At 72.9% G+C, this 16,921-nt stretch carries 16 protein-coding genes; 5 read left to right on the top strand and 11 right to left on the bottom strand.

Features of this window, described 5'->3' with window-relative positions; translation table 11 throughout:
- Positions 1 to 10: 10 nt before the first annotated feature.
- The 8 genes from LB823_RS11055 to LB823_RS11015 all read right to left on the bottom strand — a co-directional run bounded on the left by LB823_RS11055 (position 11) and on the right by LB823_RS11015 (position 7,688).
- Complete coding sequence (locus LB823_RS11055; protein ID WP_224647141.1) at positions 11 to 1,219, bottom strand: MFS transporter; 1,209 nt, start codon at positions 1,217 to 1,219, stop codon at positions 11 to 13.
- Positions 1,219 to 2,127, bottom strand: a complete 909-nt coding sequence (locus LB823_RS11050) for an alpha/beta hydrolase (RefSeq protein WP_224647139.1) — start codon at positions 2,125 to 2,127, stop codon at positions 1,219 to 1,221. The genes LB823_RS11055 and LB823_RS11050 overlap by 1 nt, the downstream gene beginning before the upstream one ends.
- 89 nt (positions 2,128 to 2,216) lie before the next feature.
- Complete coding sequence (locus tag LB823_RS11045) at positions 2,217 to 3,062, bottom strand: helix-turn-helix domain-containing protein (RefSeq protein WP_224647137.1); 846 nt, start codon at positions 3,060 to 3,062, stop codon at positions 2,217 to 2,219.
- A gap of 79 nt (positions 3,063 to 3,141) precedes the next feature.
- Positions 3,142 to 3,432: a DUF1330 domain-containing protein gene (locus LB823_RS11040; protein WP_224647135.1), complete on the bottom strand. Its 291-nt coding sequence runs from the start codon at positions 3,430 to 3,432 to the stop codon at positions 3,142 to 3,144.
- 16 nt (positions 3,433 to 3,448) lie between these two features.
- Positions 3,449 to 4,921: a precorrin-2 C(20)-methyltransferase gene (locus LB823_RS11035; protein ID WP_224647133.1), complete on the bottom strand. Its 1,473-nt coding sequence runs from the start codon at positions 4,919 to 4,921 to the stop codon at positions 3,449 to 3,451.
- Positions 4,918 to 5,553, bottom strand: a complete 636-nt coding sequence (locus LB823_RS11030; protein ID WP_224647131.1) for a precorrin-8X methylmutase — start codon at positions 5,551 to 5,553, stop codon at positions 4,918 to 4,920. Before LB823_RS11030 ends, LB823_RS11035 begins: the two co-directional genes overlap by 4 nt.
- Positions 5,554 to 5,562: 9 nt before the next feature.
- The gene (locus LB823_RS11025; RefSeq protein ID WP_374201311.1) at positions 5,563 to 6,624 is read right to left on the bottom strand and encodes a precorrin-3B synthase; all 1,062 of its coding nucleotides are present in this window, start codon (positions 6,622 to 6,624) and stop codon (positions 5,563 to 5,565) included.
- On the bottom strand, positions 6,624 to 7,688 hold the full coding sequence (locus LB823_RS11015; RefSeq protein WP_224647129.1) for a beta-ketoacyl-ACP synthase 3: 1,065 nt from the start codon (positions 7,686 to 7,688) through the stop codon (positions 6,624 to 6,626). Before LB823_RS11015 ends, LB823_RS11025 begins: the two co-directional genes overlap by 1 nt.
- A gap of 168 nt (positions 7,689 to 7,856) precedes the next feature.
- On the opposite strand from LB823_RS11015, the gene LB823_RS11010 reads away from it, so the two are divergent.
- On the top strand, positions 7,857 to 8,474 hold the full coding sequence (locus tag LB823_RS11010; protein ID WP_224647128.1) for a TetR/AcrR family transcriptional regulator: 618 nt from the start codon (positions 7,857 to 7,859) through the stop codon (positions 8,472 to 8,474).
- Entirely contained in the window at positions 8,471 to 8,953 is a 483-nt protein-coding gene (locus tag LB823_RS11005) for a MaoC family dehydratase N-terminal domain-containing protein (protein WP_224647126.1), read from the top strand. The genes LB823_RS11010 and LB823_RS11005 overlap by 4 nt, the downstream gene beginning before the upstream one ends.
- Positions 8,954 to 8,959: 6 nt before the next feature.
- Here the strand turns inward: LB823_RS11005 and LB823_RS11000 are convergent, their stop codons facing one another.
- Genes LB823_RS11000 through LB823_RS10990 form a run of 3 tightly spaced genes read right to left on the bottom strand, consistent with a single transcriptional unit; the run spans position 8,960 to position 11,816 of the window.
- A complete protein-coding gene (locus tag LB823_RS11000; protein ID WP_224647125.1) occupies positions 8,960 to 9,598 on the bottom strand; it encodes an LUD domain-containing protein in 639 nt (212 codons plus the stop codon).
- Positions 9,595 to 11,031: a LutB/LldF family L-lactate oxidation iron-sulfur protein gene (locus LB823_RS10995; RefSeq protein WP_224647191.1), complete on the bottom strand. Its 1,437-nt coding sequence runs from the start codon at positions 11,029 to 11,031 to the stop codon at positions 9,595 to 9,597. Before LB823_RS10995 ends, LB823_RS11000 begins: the two co-directional genes overlap by 4 nt.
- A 44-nt stretch (positions 11,032 to 11,075) precedes the next feature.
- The gene (locus LB823_RS10990) at positions 11,076 to 11,816 is read right to left on the bottom strand and encodes a (Fe-S)-binding protein (protein ID WP_224647123.1); all 741 of its coding nucleotides are present in this window, start codon (positions 11,814 to 11,816) and stop codon (positions 11,076 to 11,078) included.
- 107 nt (positions 11,817 to 11,923) lie between these two features.
- On the opposite strand from LB823_RS10990, the gene LB823_RS10985 reads away from it, so the two are divergent.
- The 3 genes from LB823_RS10985 to LB823_RS10975 all read left to right on the top strand — a co-directional run bounded on the left by LB823_RS10985 (position 11,924) and on the right by LB823_RS10975 (position 16,908).
- Positions 11,924 to 12,670, top strand: a complete 747-nt coding sequence (locus LB823_RS10985; protein ID WP_224647121.1) for a FadR/GntR family transcriptional regulator — start codon at positions 11,924 to 11,926, stop codon at positions 12,668 to 12,670.
- Between the two features lie 25 nt (positions 12,671 to 12,695).
- The gene (cobN, locus tag LB823_RS10980) at positions 12,696 to 16,268 is read left to right on the top strand and encodes a cobaltochelatase subunit CobN (protein ID WP_224647119.1); all 3,573 of its coding nucleotides are present in this window, start codon (positions 12,696 to 12,698) and stop codon (positions 16,266 to 16,268) included.
- A gap of 112 nt (positions 16,269 to 16,380) precedes the next feature.
- Positions 16,381 to 16,908, top strand: coding sequence for an FxsA family protein (locus tag LB823_RS10975; RefSeq protein WP_224647118.1), 528 nt, complete (start codon positions 16,381 to 16,383; stop codon positions 16,906 to 16,908).
- The last annotated feature ends 13 nt before the right edge of the window (positions 16,909 to 16,921 follow it).

Here is a 16,921-nt window from a genome sequence, read left to right as displayed (position 1 = left end):
CGAGCAGGGCTCAGACCGCCGCACTGTCGACCCGCACACCGGGACGAGGAGCGCGGCGCCGTCGCTCGGCGGCGATGCTCGCGGCGGCCAGCAGGGCGCCCGCACCGCTCAGGGCGACGCCGATCCACACCGGCGACGTGGGGCCGCCTCCGAGGCTGATCCCCGTGCCGCCGAGTTGTGCACCCACCGCGTTGCCCAGGTTGAACGCCGCGATGTTGGCCGACGAGGCGATGAGCGTCGCGGTGCCGGCGTTCCGCAGCACGCGCAGTTGCAGGGCGGGCACCGTCGCGAAGCCGACGAGGCCCATGACGGCGAGCGCGACCGCGACGAGCGGCTGCGAGCCCGCGAGCACCGCGACCGCCGCGATGGCGAGGGGCAGGAGCACGGCGAACGTGAGCAACGCGCGGTCCGCGTCCCGGTCGGCGGCACGACCGCCCACGAGGTTGCCGGCGAACAGGCCAAGACCGAACAGCACCAGGAGCCAGGGGATCGCGGCGGCGCCGAAGCCGGTCACGGACCGCAGCAGCGGCTCGATGTACGTGAAGGCGCCGAACAGCCCGCCGAAGACGAGAGCCGTGACAGCGCAGGCGATCCAGACGGACGGGCGCAACAGCACCGACAGTTGGGTCCGCACCGAGGTCGTCTCGGCGGGCACGCTCGGCACCAGGACGGCGATCGCCGCCATGGCCACGAGCCCGATCACGGCGACCGCGACGAACGTGGCCCGCCACCCGAATCGGTGACCGAGCGCGGTACCGGCGGGGACGCCGAGCACGTTGGCGACGGTGAGCCCGGCGAACATCAGCGCGATCGCCGACGCCTGGCGGTCGGGCGTGACCAGCCGCGCCGCGAGCACGGCGCCGATCCCGAAGAAGCCGCCGTGGCACAGCGCCGCGAGGATCCGACCCGCCATCACCAGCTCGTAGGTGGGGCCGGCCGCGGAGAGGGCATTCCCCGCGACGAAGAGGGCGAGCAGGATCAGGAGCGCGGTCTTCGGCGGCCGCGACACCAGGGCGAGCGTCACGGTGAAGGCGCCGAACACGACGCCGAGCGCGTAGCCGGTGACCAGTCCGCCGGCGACGGGGATGCTCACGCCCAGGTCGCTCGCGACGTCGGAGAGCAGGCCGGTGATGGAGAACTCCGTCAGCCCGATCCCGAAGCCGCCCATGGCGAGTGCGAGCAGTCCGGGGTGCAGGCGACGGTGCGAGGTGGCGGTCATCATCGGGCTCCGTTCAGGGTCGCGCGCAGCCAGACGGCCAGGTCGCGCTGGAGGTCGGTGGCGGCGTCGAGCACGGCGTCCATCCAGTAGAAGCCGTGCAGGGTGCCGGGATAATCGCGGTAGTCGACGGCACCGCCCGCTGCCCGGAGAGCCTCCGCGTACTGCCGGCCGTGGCCGCGCAGAACGTCGAACTCCGCCGTCGCGACGAAGGCCGGTGGGAGTCCGGTGAGATCGTGCGCGTTCAGGGGCGCCGCGCCGGTCGGCACGTCGCCGTCGGGAAGGTATTGGCTCCAGAACCATTCCATGTCGGCGGGCGACAGGCTCACCTCGTCCGCGGCGAGGTCGTCGTACCCACCGGGCCGCAGCGGCGGGTAGAGGACCGCGTGGGCGGCGATCGGCGGTCCGCCCCGATCCCGGACGCGCTGCACGAGCGCGGCGGTGATCGTCCCACCGGCGCTGTCGCCGATAACCGCGATCCGCTCCGGATCCACGTCGAGCGCGCCGGAGGCGATCCACTCGAGCACGGCCGCGGCGTCGTCGATCGCCGCAGGATAGGGGTTCTCGGGCGCCTTCCGGTAGTCGACGGTGACGACGGTGAAGCCCGTGGCGAGCGCCAGGAGCCGCGCGGGTTCGTCGCTGACCTCGATGTCGGCGATCACGAAGCCGCTTCCGTGCAGCATGAGGATCACAGGTCCGCCGGGCGGGCCGTCGCGGTACACGCGCACGGGCAGAGACGATCCCGGGCCGATCACGTAGGTGTGCCGGACGTGGTCGACGTCGGGTGCGCGGCGTTGCAGGTCGAGGTAGCCGCGTCCCGCTCGGCGGGCCTCGGCGACGGTGCCGGCGTGGACGGGCGCGGCGCCGGCGATGGCGGCGAGGTGGGCGGCGGCCTGGGGGTGCAGGGGCATGACGGGTCCGTTCTTCGGGCAGCGGGGATCGCCAGTGGTCGCCGCGGTTCGGCGACCCTGGTGGAGGAGGGTTGGGGCTGGGGTGCGGCTCAGTCGGCCACGCGGTGCCGCAGCAGCGTCAGGGCGTCGTCGTCCGGGCTGCCGGGCGCGGCGCTGAATGCGATCATGCGGGCACCGTCGGACTCGGGGAGGTGGAGCATCTGGTAACAGAGGTCGAGCCGGCCCACCCACGGATGGTGAAACCGCTTGACGCCGCTGGTGCACAGCTCGACGGCCTGCAGTGCCCACAGCCGGGCGAAGTCGCGGTCGAGCACCAGCTCGCCGAGCAGGCCGCGGAGGGCCGCGTCGTCGGGGAACTGGGCGGCGACCCAGCGGAGCGACGCGACGGCCAGCTCGGCCTCCAGTTCCCAATCGACGAAGAGCGACCGGACCTCCGGATCGAGGAAGGTCTGCCGCACCTTGTTCGGCGGCGGATCGGCGTGCAGGTCCTCGTACGGGACGTGCGGGGCCAGAACGGCGTTGCCGAGGCGGTTCCACGCCAGGATGTCCTGATTGAGCGAGAGCACCACGGCGGGCGTCTCCATCGCGTCGACGAGTTGGCGCACGCCGACGAATCCGGCGCCGTGCCGATCGATCGGCGCCGCGCCCTCGCCCGACGGACGAGCCAGCTCGAGGAGGTGCAGGCGCTCGACCTCGCTCAGCTGCAGGGCGCGGGCGAGTGCGCTCAGGACCTCGCCGGAGGGATTTCCCGCGGCGCCCTGCTCCAGGCGGGTCAGGTAGTTGACCGAGACCCCGGCGAGCTCGGCGAGCTCCTCGCGGCGCAGGCCCGGGACCCGCCGTCGGCCGTAGCTGGGGAGGCCGAGAGCGTCGGCGTCCACCGCGGCGCGCCGGGAGCGGAGGAAGGACGCCAGGGTCGGGGCGGTCTCATCGATCATGTCCCCGAGTCTGGTCCACTACGCGCGCGGTTGCCTGCCCCTGTGAGGGGCAGGCTCCGCGGCGGCGGGTCAGCGCAGGTCAGGAGCCTTCACAGATGCGGATCTCGCGGACGGCACCGTCACCGAGGGCGGCGAGGGCCTCCTGGTAGGCGGGGGAGTCGTGCGTGGCGACGGCCTGCTCGAGGCTGTCGAACTCGATGACCGTGGTGCGCTCGATCTTCCCCGCCTCGTAGGCGACGGCGGCCTGGCCGCGGACGATGAAGCGCCCGCCGCCGTCGGTGATCGCGGGCCCGCCGATGGCCGCGTACGCCGCCATCTTCTCGGGGTCCTTGATCTCCTGGTAGAACGCGATCCAATACGCCTTCGCCATCATCCGTCTCCTTCTGTCAGTACTTACGGGGAGTGTGCACGATCCGACCGCCGGAGCGTTCGGTGACCTCGGTGCGCGAGGACCCGACGATGAGGAGGCAGCGCATGTCCACCTGCTCGGGTTCGAACGCGCCGAGGGTGGTCACCGTCAGCGTCTCCTCGGGCGAGCCGACGGCGCGTCCGACGATGACGACGGTCTCGGGGGAGCGCACCTCGAGCAGCACGTCGCGCATCCGTACGAGCTGCTCGCGGCGCGTCCTCGACGCCGGGTTGTACACGGCCAGCGCGAGGTCCGCCGCGGCGACGGCGCGCAGCCGCTGCTCGATGACCTCCCAGGGCTTGAGGTAGTCCGAGAGCGAGAGCACCGCGTAGTCGTGGCCGAGGGGCGCGCCCACGCGGCTCGCGACGGCGTTCGCCGCCGTCATACCCGGCAGCACGCGGACGGGGACGTCGTGGAAGGCCGGATCGGCGGCCACCTCCGCGACGGCGGAGGCCATCGCGAACACGCCGGGATCGCCGGAGCTCACCACGGCGACGCGGGCACCGCCGGCCGCGAGCTCCAGGGCGTGCCGGGCACGGTCGGCCTCCACGCGGTTGTCGGAGGCGTGCACGCGCTGGCCCGGCCGCGGGCGCACCCGGGCGGTGTAGGTCTGATATCCGACGATGTCCGTCGCCTCGGACAGCTCGTGCCGGACCTCCGGCGTGGTCCACGCCTCGTCGCCGGGGCCGAGACCGACGACCACGACCTCGCCGCCCGACGGTGCCGTGGGCGCGTTGATCCGGCCGGGCACGAGCACCGTCGCGAAGTAGGGCACGTCCTCGGCGCTCACATCGTCGACCGCGAGCACCCGCTCGTCCGCGCGGCTGGCCCGCTCGACGTACCAGGCCGCGCCGTCCCTATCGGCGTCCTGCAAGGCGCCGCGAACGGTCGGGAAGGTCCTGCCCAGCTTCATGATCGCGGCGGCGTCCGTGTCGGCGAGGCGGCGGCGCAGCTCGGACTCGGGGAGCGTGCCGGGCAGCACGGTGAGCACCTCGTCGGCCTCGACCAGCGGCACACCGGTGGCGGCGGCCGCGGCGCTCACGGACGTGACGCCCGGGACCACGACGCACTCGAACCGATCACGCAGCCGCTTGTGCATGTGCATGTAGGAGCTGTAGAACATCGGGTCGCCCTCGGCGAGCAGCACGACGTTGCGCCCCGCGGTCAGGTGCTCGGCGAGCTCCTCCGCGGCGCCGGCGTAGAAGTCGTCGAGCGCGCCGCGGTAGCCGCCGGGGTGATCGGTCGTCTCGGTGGTCACCGGGTACATCAACCGGATCTCCGCCTGGCCCTCGCGCAGGTACGGCGCGGCGCACGCACGCGCGTTCGAGCGGCCGTGCCGCGCACTGTGATAGGCCACCACATCGGCCTCGGCGATGAGGCGCGCGGCCTTGACCGTGACCAGCTCCGGATCGCCAGGACCCACGCCGACGCCGTACAGGATCCCCGTCACAGCTCCTCCTCCCGCGCCAGCGCGTTGAGCGCCGCCGCCGTGATCGCGCTGCCGCCGCGGCGGCCCAGCACGGTGATGTACTCGACGCCCAGCCCCGCCGCCTCCGCGACGAGCGCGTCCTTCGACTCGGCGGCGCCGATGAAGCCGACCGGGATCCCCACGACGACCGCGGGTTTCGGCGCGCCCGCCGCGAGCAGGTCGAGCAGGTGGAACAGGGCCGTCGGCGCGTTGCCGATCGCGACGACAGCGCCCGCCATGCGTTCGCCCCACAGCTGCAGGGCCGCGGCGCTGCGCGTGTTCCCGATCTCGGCGGCCAGCGCGGGCACGCGCGGATCGCGCAGCTGGCACAGCACCTCGTTGTCCTCGGGCAGGCGGGCGCGGGTGACGCCGTGCACCACCATGTTCGCGTCCGCGAGGATGGGCGCCCCGGCGCGCAGCGCGGAGCGTCCGGCCGCGACGGCGCCGGCGGAGATGCGGATGTCGCGATCCAGATCGACCTGGCCGGCGGCGTGGATCATGCGGACCGCCACCGTCTCCGCGTCGGCGGCGAGGGCGGCGAGGTCCGCCTCGGCGCGGATCGTGGCGAACGATCGCCGGTAGATCTCGGCGCCGTCGGTGAGGTAGTCGTGCACCCGGGAAGTCTATTCGCCGGGCTCGCCGGTCACGACCACCCGTCGGTGTTCGCCCGACGGTGCGCCGCAGCCGCGCTCGCACGCGACCACGTGGACCCGCTCGTCGTCGGCGATGTCGTCGGCGATGTCCGCCGCGTGCGCGAGCGAATCGCCGTGCGCGCGGGCGCATCCGTGATCGCCGACGCACGCGCTCACCCGCAGGAGCGGCGCGTTCGCGTCGAAGATCAGGCCCATCGGCGCGAGGACCCGCACCACGGTCTCCGCAACGCCCTCGTCGAGGCCGTGCACGTGTACCGTCCGCCACGGCGTGATCGTGATCGGGTGGTCCACGGCGGCGACGAACTGCGCGGTGCGCGGGTCGAGCCGGCCCAGCGGAACGCCCATCCCGAGCGTCACCGAGCCGTCGGGCCGGTCGAACCAGCCGACGGGAGGCGGCGTGGGGGGCGCGGGCACGGAACGGGGCCCGGTGGTGCGCCCGCCGAGCGCGGCGGCGATGCGGTCGGCACCGTCGGGCAGGTCGTGCACGCGCCATTCGTCGCCGCGCAGGTCGAGGAACGCCTGCGCGGCGTCGAGCAGCGCGTCGACGGTGCCGGGCAGGTCGGTCGGCCGCCCGGCGAGGTGGAGCACGCCGCCGCGCGACTCGGCGTCCGCGGCGAGCGCCGCGACGTCGCCGGCGCCGTCGTCGAGGGCGAACAGGAACCGACCCGGGAGCTCGGCGAGGGCGGCGCGCGCCACGAGCGCCCGGTCGAGCGCCGCGGCGGTCTCCCGGAGCTCGCCGGCCTGCGGCGAGGCGACGATGTTGCGCACGCGCTCGTGTGTCGGCGAGGGCAACAGTCCCGCGTCGGCGAGAAGCCCGCCAGCGGCGTCGAGGTCGGCGACGCCGCGCAGCTGGACGTTGCCGCGCGAGGTCAGCTCGATCGGCTCGTCACCGGCGAGTTCCGCGAGGGCGACGAGCTGAGCGGGTTCGAGCGCTCCGCCGGGCAGCCGGACCCGGACCAGGGCACCGTCGGCCGCGGCGTGCGGTCGCAGGACCCCCGGGCAGGCGTCGGGTTGCTTCGGCTGCAGGACGATCAGTCCTCGAAGTGGACCGGCGGCAGGGTGATGACGTGGCCGGCGTAGGCCAGGCCGGAGCCGAAGGCCATGACGAGCGCGGTCTGGCCGGGCTTCGCCTTGCCGGTGCGCAGGAGCTCCTCGACGGCGAGCGGGATCGACGCCGCGGAGGTGTTGCCGGTGGTCACGATGTCCTCGGCGACCACGCAGTCGTCGCGCAACTCGAGCGCCTTGATGAGCACCTGGGTGATCCGCAGGTTGGCCTGGTGCGGCACGAAGACGTCGATGTCCTTCGAGGTGAGGCCGGCGAGCTTGAGCGCCTCCTGGCACGCGGGGAGCAGCGCGGTCGCGGCCCAGCGGAAGACCTTGCGGCCCTCCATGCGCAGGAACGGGCGGACGGGCGCCTCGGTCGTGGTGTCGTCCCGGAAGGCGTGGACCTCGTCGAAGTACGTGCCGAAGTCCTTGTCCTGGAAGATCGCGGTGGTGAAGTCGCCGTCGGCGCCCCACGACACCTGGGAGACGCCCACCTCCTCGGACGGTCCGAGCACGGCCGCGCCGGCACCGTCGGCGAAGATGAACGCGCAGGTGCGGTCCTCGGGCGAGATGAGATCGGAGAGGCGCTCGACGCCCACGACCACGACGTACTTCGCGGTGCCGGCCCGGATCAGGTCGGTGCCGACGGCGGCGGCGGTGGTGAAGCCGGAGCAGCCGGCGGTGATGTCGAACGCGGGGACGCCGACGCGGCCCAGCTCCTTGGCGATCTGCGGCGCGAGCGAGGGGCCCAGCTCCAGGCGGGTGTTCGTCGCGGAGATGACGCAGTCGACCAGCTGGGGATCGATGCCCGCGGCCGTGATCGCGCGCTCGGCGGCCTTCACCGACATCGACAGGATCGTCTCGTCGTCCTCGGCGAAGTGCCGCGACTCGATGCCCGAGCGGGTCTTGATCCACTCGTCGCTCGAGTCGATCTTGTCGACGATCTCGGAGTTGGGCACCACGCGCCGCGGTCGGTACGCGCCGATCCCGAGGTAGCTGACGTTCGACTGCTCAGCGGGGGCGGGAGGGGCGATCCGGGCGGGGGCGGTCATGCGTGAGGTACTCCGTTCGAGGGGTGGCGCGGATGAACCATTCGGTTCATCGACCCGTCATTGGTAACATGAACCGAGCGGTTCAAACAAGCGCCGCCACGCCGCGTGGCGGACTCCACTTCGGTGGACGTCCGCTGTTTCCGAAGAGTCGAGGAGGGTCCGGCCACGATGCCCACCGCCCCGAAGCCGCGCCCCCGCCCCCGCGTGCGACTGGTCAACACCGCGCTCAACCTGGTCGGACGCCACGGCTTCGCCGACGCCGGCCTCGCCGAACTCACCGCGCAGTCGCAGGCCTCCAAGAACTCGCTGTACCAGTACTTCCCCGGCGGCAAGGCCGAGCTCGTGGAGGCGTCCACGTCGCTCGCGGGCCGCCGCCTGCTCCGGTACATCGACGCCGCGACCAGCAAGGGCGAGCCCCACGAGTGGATCGGCCGGTTCATCGAGCTGTGGAAGCGGGTGCTGGTCCGCTCCGAGTTCCAGGTCGGGTGTCCGCTCCTGGCGGCCGCCCTGGCCGACGGCGCGCCCCGCGTGCAGGACGCCGCCACCGCCGCGTACACCGAGTGCGAGCGGCGGTTCGCCTCCGCGCTGGTCGATTACGGCGTCGAGGAGCGCGGCGCGCTCGTCTTCGCCTCCGTCTTCATGAGCTCGATCGAGGGCGCGGTCGCCCGGGCGCGCGCCGCCCGCGACATCTATCCGCTCACCGACGTCTACCACTCGATGATGGCCCTGCTCGACCTGACGATGGCGGCTCCCGACGTGGTGCGGGGCGCTACAGTCGCCGAATGACCGACGGCGACTACACCCACTGGCTGGACGACTGCTATTCCGTCGATTCCGAGGGACTGCGGTCGTACGGCCGGGCCACCCGCTCGCCGCACGTCCCGTACGCGAGCAGCCGGATCATCCCGCGGGACACGCCCGTCCCGCCGCTCATCGTGGCGGATCCGGTGTTCAAGGTGGCCGCGCGGCTGCTGGCGGAACAGATCGAGCAGTTCAACGTCGGCCGGCTGCTGCACGTCTCCCAGACGGTCCGCCAGGTGACGCCGATCCGGATCGGCGACGTCGCGTCGCTGGGAGCCCGGATCTCCGACCGCGTGACGCGAGCCGGGATCGACCTGTTCACCGTGGACTGCGTCGTGCGCGTCGGCGGCGAGACCCGGATCGAGACGTCGAGCGTCGTCGCCTATGCCGGCGGCGACGAGGCGAACACCGACCTCGTCGACGCGGCCGCTCCCGGCATCGTCATGCACGACGCCGTGCTCTGAACGCGCTCACTCGACGACGATCACCCGCAGGTTCCGGGGGCCGTGCACGCCCTCCACGCGGTCCAGCTCGATGTCGCTCGTCGCGCTGGGCCCGCTGATCCAGGTGAGCGGGCGGACGTCCGCGCCGGAGTCCCGCAGCCGCGCGACGACCGCGGGGACGTCGTCGACGATCCGGTCGGCGTGGACGATGCAGACGTGCACGTCTGGCACCAGGGTGACGGCCCGGCGCCCCTGGCCCGGGCCGTGGTCGAGCACGATCGTCCCGGTGTTGGCGATCCCGACGGTGGCGGTGGTCACCACGGCAGCGGCGGCGTCGAGCCGGTACGGCGAGAGGCGGTCGTCGTCGAGCCAGGGGAGCGGCCCGGGGACGAGGTCGCGGACGACCTCGTCGCCGAGCACCCCCGCCGCATCGTCGACGGGCCCGAGCAGCTCGCGCACCGTCGCGCCGAGATCGGGGGCGGCGCACCGTCGGACCTGGGCGCGGTAGTCGGCGACTCGTTCCGCGAACCGGTCGACCACGTCGAGATCGCCGGTCCCGACGGGCCGGCCGTACGTCCAGGGGACCGGGGTCTCGGCGGCGTCGCGGTCGCCGACGTCGGCGAGCGCGGCCCGGACCCGGCCGAGGATCTCCTCGCGTGCGGTCATCGCCCGTCGCCTCCCTCGTGTTCGCGTGCCCACCACTGCCGGAAGGTCTCCGTCGGCGGGACGGGGGTGTCGCGCTCGGCGCTCCAGCCGCGCATCGGACCCGGGAGGTTGCCGAACGTCGTGCGACGGCGGAAGATCCGGCCACCGAGGGTCGCCACTCGTTGCGCCGCGCCGAGCCTGCCGGCGCTGCCGAACATCCACGCCGCACCCTTCATCGCGGCGGCCTCGGGCTTGGGGACGCCGCCGCGCGCCTCGTCGACCACCCGGGTCCGCAGGTGGACCAGCAGGTCCGGGATGGGGATCTTCACGGGGCAGGCGTCGAAGCAGGCGCCGCAGAGCGTGGAGGCGTAGGGCAGCGAGGCGTCGACCGCGGACGACGTGCCGCGCAGCTGCGGCGTCAGGATCGCGCCGATGGGGCCGGGATAGACGGAGCCGTAGCTGTGGCCGCCGACCCGCTCGTACACGGGGCAGACGTTCAGGCACGCGGAGCAGCGGATGCAGCGCAGGGCGGAGCGGCCCACCTCGTCGGCGAGGACGTCGGTGCGATGGTTGTCGAGCAGCACGATGTGCACGACCTCCGGCCCGTCGCCGTCGCCGGAGGGCCCGGTCCAGATCGAGGTGTACGGGTTCTCGCGCTCGCCCGTGCTGGAGCGGGGGAGCACCTGCAGGAACACCTCGAGGTCGTCGAAGGTCGGCAGGATCTTCTCGATGCCCACCACCGAGATGAGGGTCTTCGGCAGCGTGAGGCACATGCGGCCGTTGCCCTCGGACTCCACCACTACGAGGCCGCCGGTCTCGGCGATCGCGAAGTTCGCTCCGCTCACGCCGACTTCGGCGCGGAGGAACTTCTCCCGCAGGTGCAGGCGCGCGGCCTCGGCGAGCCGGGCGGGCTCGTCGGTGAGGTCGTCCGGGGCGGGGCGGCCGACCTCCTTCATCCGGCGCCGGAAGATGTCGCGCACCTCGGTGCGGTTGCGGTGGATCGCGGGCACCAGGATGTGGCTCGGCCAGTCCTCGCCGAGCTGCACGATGAGCTCCGCGAGGTCGGTCTCCCAGGCGTCGATCCCGGCGGCCGCGAGGGCCTCGTTGAGCTCGATCTCCTGGGTGGCCATGGACTTCACCTTCACCACCTCCTTCGCGCCGGCGGCGCGCACCAGGTCGACGACGATCCGGTTCGCCTCCTCGGCGTCGCGGGCCCAGTGCACGACCGCGCCCGCGGCGGTGGCGTTGGCCTCGAACTGTTCGAGGAAGTGGTCGAGGTGGCGCAGGGTGCGGTTCTTGATCGCCTCGGCCGCGTCGCGCAGCTGCTCCCAGTCGTCGAGCTCGCCGACGACGGAGGCCCGCTTGCCCCGAATGACCTTCGTGGCGTGCGCCAGGTTGCGGCGCAGCGTGGTGTCGGCCAGCGCCTCCCGGGCGGCGTCCGGGAACGTCGGCATGCCGACGAACGTGCCGGTCACGCCGACGTGCGGATGTCCGGTGGTCACCGCGGGGCCCCTTCCGTGGACGCCAGGATCTCGGCGAGGTGGACGGTGCGCGTGCGGTCGCCGGTGCGGGACATGAGCCCGCCGATGTGCGCGAGGCAGGAGTTGTCGCCGGCGACGAGGTACTCGGCGCCGGTGTCCCGGACGCGTCCGGTCTTGTCCAGGCCCATCGCCACGGAGACGTCGGCGTTCTTCATGGCGAAGGTGCCGCCGAAGCCGCAGCACTGGTCGGCGTCGGGGAGCTCCACGAGGTCGATGCCGCGGACCGCGCGGAGCAGGCGCAGCGGGCGGTTGCCGACGCGGAGCATGCGCAGCGAGTGGCACGTGGGGTGGTACGTCACGCGGTGCGGAAAGTAGGCGCCCACGTCGGTCACGCCGAGGACGTCCACGAGGAACTCGCTGAGCTCGTGAACCCGGGGCGTCAGCTCGTCGACGGCGGTCCGGAGCCCGCGGTCGCCGGCGCGGTCCGCGAGGCCCGCGTGCTGGTGCCGCACGGACCCGACGCACGAGCCCGACGGGGCGACGACGGCGTCGTAACCGGCGAAGACGTCGACGAAGCGCCGGACGCCGGGGATCGCTTCGTCGGCGTACCCGGTGTTGGTGAACATCTGGCCGCAGCACGTCTGGGCCTGCGGGAACTCGACGTCGACGCCGAGGCGCTCCAGCAGCCGGACCACCGCCTTCGGCGTCTCGGGCCACATCGTGTCGTTGAAGCACGTGGCGAACAACGCGACTTTCACGAGGCCTCCGTCCGGTCGATGTCGTGTGGTCTGACCACAGGATCGAAGGTAGGGTGACGGAGACCACATGTCAACCGACGCGCGCTCCTCGTGGAAGGCTGAGGGACATGACGTTCGACCCACCGGACTGGCGGCCCGTCGCTCGCACCCGCACGTACCACCTGGTCATCAGCGCGATCGAGGAGCAGATCCTGGCGGGCTCGCTCCGCGTCGGTGACGCGCTGCCCGCCGAGCGCGACCTGGCGGCGCGGCTGGAGGTGAGCCGGCCGGCGGTCCGGGAGGCGTTGCGCGTGCTGGAGGCGCAGGGCGTCGTCACGTCCGGCACCGGCAGCGGGCCCCGCGCGGGCACCTTCGTCAGCGCCGTGCCCGCCGATTCCCTCTCCCACTTCCTGCGCCTGCACATGGCCCTCAGCAACTTCGAGTTCCCCGAGGTCGTCGAAGCGCGCGTCCTCCTCGAGCGGTCCTCGGTCTCGCTCGCGGCCCGCGACGCCGAGACCGCGGCGCTGGCGCCGGTCCGCGCCGCGCTCGCCGCGATGGATGCCGCCGGCGACGACCGCGCCGCCTTCAACGACGCCGACACCGATTTCCACACCGCGATCGCCGAGGCCTGCGGGAACCGCCTCGTCACGACGGTGACGGTCGCCATCCGCAGCGCCCTCCGCCCGGGGATCCTCGCCGCGTTCGAGGAGATCGACGACTGGCCGGCGCTCACCGCGGTCCTGCAGGAGGAGCACCGGGCGATCCTGGCCGCGATCGAGGCGGGGGACTCCGCCCGCGCCGCCGAGCTCACGGAGGCGCACATCCGCGGCGCGTACGGTCGCCTGCCCGGACTGCACTCGGGCACGATCGTCTGAATCGGCGCCCACTAGGGTTGGTGAGGTGATCCTTCTCCTCTCCACCTCGGACACCGACCTCCTCAGCGCGAAGGCCAGCGGCGCCGACTACCGCTGGGCCAACCCCGCGCGGATCAGCGTGGAGCTCGACCTCCCCGGCCTGCTCGACGGCGCCGACATCGTGCTGGTGCGCATCCTCGGCGGCCGCCGCTACTGGGAGAGCGGCCTCGACGCGCTGGCGGCCAGCGGGAAGCCGGTCGTCGTGGTCTCGGGGGAGCAGGCGCCCGACGCCGACCTCATGGAGGCCTCGACGGTGGCCGCCGGCGTCGCCACCCAGGCGCACGCCTATCTCGCCGAGGGTGGCCCCGACAATCTGGCGCAGCTGTACCACTTCCTCTCGGATACGGTGCTGCTCACCGGCGACGGCTTCGAGCCCCCCGTCGCGGCGCCGCAGTGGGGGATCGTGGACCGGCCTGCGGCGGCGCAGGACGGCCCGCGGATCGGCGTGCTGTACTACCGCGCCCAGCACCTCGCGGGCAACACCGCCTACATCGACGCGCTCGCCACGGCGATCGAAGCGCGCGGCGCCGTGGCGGTGCCGATCTTCTGCGCCTCGCTGCGCACCGCCGACGACGCCCTCTTCGCCGAGCTCGGCACGCTCGACTCCCTGGTCGTCACGGTGCTCGCCGCGGGCGGCGTCAACGCCGCCGGTGCCGCGGCCGGCGGCGACGACGAGTCCTGGGACGTGGGCCGCCTCGCCGCGCTCGACATCCCGATCCTGCAGGCCCTGGCGCTCACCACCTCCCGCGAGCAGTGGGAGGGCAGCGACGACGGCCTCAGCCCGCTCGACGTGGCGACACAGGTCGCGATCCCGGAGTTCGACGGCCGGATCATCACCGTGCCCTTCTCCTTCAAGGAGATCGGCGACGACGGGCTGCCCGCGTACGTCCCGGACGCCGAGCGCGCCGACCGGGTCGCGGGCCTCGCGCTGCGGCACGCGCGGCTGCGCTCCATACCGAACGCGGACAAGAAGATCGCGCTCATGCTCTCCGCGTACCCCACCAAGCACGCCCGCATCGGCAACGCCGTCGGCCTGGATACGCCGCAGTCGGCGCTGGAGCTGATCCGTCGCCTCGCGGACGCGGGCTACGACGTCGGCGCACCGTCGGACATCCCGGGGCTCGAGGCCGACGACTCCGACGCCTTCATCCACGCCGTCATCGCCCGCGGCGGCCAGGACCCGGACTGGCTCTCCGACGAGCGGCTCGACGGGAGCGAGGTCACCGTCGACCCCGCGACCTACCGCGCCTGGTTCGCGACGCTCCCGCAGGACCTGCGCGACGCGGTGACCGAGCACTGGGGCGAGGCGCCCGGATCCCTCTTCACCACCGGCTCGGGCGACATCGCGATCGCCGCGCTGCGGTTCGGGAACCTCACCGTCATGGTGCAGCCGCCGCGCGGCTTCGGTGAGAACCCCGTCGCGATCTACCACGACCCGGACCTGCCGCCCAGCCACCACTACCTGGCGAGCTACCGCTGGCTCGCCGACCGCGAGCACGGCTTCGGCGCCGACGCGGTCATCCACCTCGGCAAGCACGGCAACCTGGAGTGGCTGCCCGGCAAGACGCTCGGCATGTCCGCCTCGTGCGGCACGGACGCCGCGCTCGGCGACCTCCCGCTGATCTACCCGTTCCTGGTCAACGACCCGGGCGAGGGCACGCAGGCCAAGCGCCGCGCGCACGCCGTGCTCGTCGACCACCTCATCCCGCCGATGGCGCGCGCGGAGAGCTACGGCGACATCGCGCGGCTGGAGCAGCACCTCGACGAGTACGCCAACGTGCAGAGCCTGGACCCGGCGAAGCTGCCGATGATCCGGCAGCAGATCTGGACGCTGCTGCAGGCGGCGAAGCTCGATCACGACCTCGGCCTGGAGAACCAGCCCGACGAGGACGCCTTCGACGACATGATCCTGCACGTCGACGGCTGGCTGTGCGAGATCAAGGACGTCCAGATCCGCGACGGCCTGCACATCCTGGGGGCGGCACCGTCGGGCGACGCGGAGACCGACCTCGTGCTCGCCATGCTCCGGGCCAAGCAGATGTGGGCGGGCTCCGTGCACACGCCGGGCCTGCGCGAGGCCCTGGGCCTGGAGGAGGACGGCACCGCGTCGAAAGCGAAGACGGACGAGTTCGAGGCCCGCGCCCGCGAACTCGTCGTCGCCGCCGCGGCCGCCGACTGGGCACCGTCGGCGATGCCGGGCCTCACGGACGACCCGGCCGTGGCCAAGATCCTCGACTTCGCGGCGACCGAGGTCGTGCCCCGACTGCGCCGCACCGGCGACGAGCTCGACCACGTGCTGCGCGCGCTCGCCGGCGGCTTCGTGCCCGCGGGCCCGTCGGGCTCGCCGCTGCGCGGGCTGATCAACGTGCTGCCGACCGGCCGCAACTTCTACTCCGTGGACCCGAAGGCGGTGCCCTCGCGGCTCGCCTGGGCGACGGGGCAGGAGCTGGCCGCCTCGCTGGTCTCGCGATACCGAGACGAGCACGGCGAGTACCCGAAGTCGGTGGGGCTGTCGGTGTGGGGCACGTCGGCCATGCGTACCGCCGGCGACGACATCGCCGAGGTGCTGGCGCTGCTCGGCGTCACGCCCGTGTGGGACGAGCAGTCCCGGCGCGTGTCCGGCCTCGAGGTCATCGGACTGGAGGAGCTCGGCCGCCCGCGCATCGACGTCACCGTCCGCATCTCCGGCTTCTTCCGCGACGCCTTCCCGCACGTCGTGGCGATGCTCGACGACGCCGTGCAGCTGGTGGCGCAGCTCGACGAGCCGGACGACTCCAACTTCGTCGCCGCGCACACCCGCGCCGCGCTCGCGGACCACGGCGATCCCCGTCGGGCCACCACGCGGGTGTTCGGCTCCAAGCCCGGCACCTACGGCGCCGGCCTGTTGCAGCTCATCGACTCGAAGAACTGGCGCAGCGACGCCGACCTCGCGGAGGTCTACACGGCCTGGGGCGGCTACGCCTACGGCCGCGGGCTCGACGGTGCGCCGGCCGCCGACGACATGCGCGCCGCATACCGGCGGATCAATGTCGCCGCGAAGAACATCGACACCCGCGAGCACGACATCGCCGACTCGGACGACTACTTCCAGTACCACGGCGGCATGGTCGCGACGGTCCGTCACCTCACCGGTTCGGACCCCGAGGCCTACGTCGGCGACTCGACCCGGCCGGACGCGGTGCGGACGCGCACGCTGAGCGAGGAGACGAACCGCGTCTTCCGCGCCCGCGTCGTGAACCCGCGGTGGATGGCGGCGATGCGCCGGCACGGCTACAAGGGCGCCTTCGAGATGGCCGCGACGGTCGACTACCTCTTCGGCTTCGACGCCACCGCCGGCGTGATGGCCGACTGGATGTACGAGAAGCTCACCGAGAACTACGTCCTCGATCCCGAGAACCGGAAGTTCATGGAGGAGTCCAACCCGTGGGCGCTGCACGGCATCGCCGAGCGGCTCCTCGAGGCCTCGCAGCGCGAGCTGTGGAAGTCCCCGGACCCCGAGCTCCTCGCCGCCCTCCAGCAGGCCTACCTCGACACCGAAGGCGACCTCGAGGACCGCTGATCCCCGATTGAACGTCGTTTTGGAGAACGCCACCTGCGGGTTTCCTCTCCAGAACGTCGTTCAATTGCGAGGGGGCCGGGAACCATTCGCCCGGTTCGCCCGTTGTACCGGTATGAAGCTCTTCGCGTTCCTGACCTACATCGTCGTGGAGATCGCGGCGTTCGCCGGGCTGGTGTCCTGGCTCGGCTTCGGCTGGGCCGTGCTGGCCATGATCGGCGCCACCGTGCTCGGCGTGCTCATGCTGCGCCGCACCGCCGCGGGCGTGCTCCGCGACCTCGGGCAGGCCCTCGACGGGCAGCGGTCCGCGGGCCCCGCGCTGATGGACACCGCGATCCTCGCGGCCGCCGTCTTCCTGCTCGCGGTGCCGGGCGTGGTGAGCACCGCGCTCGGCCTGCTGCTGCTGGTCAAGCCGGTCCGCGCGGTGGTCCGGCCCGCGGTCGCGTACGTCGGCGCCAAGCGCGTCGCGTCCTTCGTCGAGGAGTCCGGCCTGGTCACGGTCCTCGCCGGCCAGCCGCGCGGCTACGGCACCGTCGTCGACGGTGACGTGGTCACCGACCAGCGCACGCCGGCCGAGCCCGTGGTCGACTTCGGCGGCCCGGGACCGCGCCCGGGGTACCGCGAGTTGCCGCCCGCCCCGTAGTTGGCAGACTGGT

This window comes from Tsukamurella sp. M9C, assembly GCF_020169415.1.
Taxonomy (GTDB): Bacteria; Actinomycetota; Actinomycetes; order Mycobacteriales; family Mycobacteriaceae; genus Tsukamurella.
This window is presented reverse-complemented; position numbering and strand designations above follow the sequence as displayed.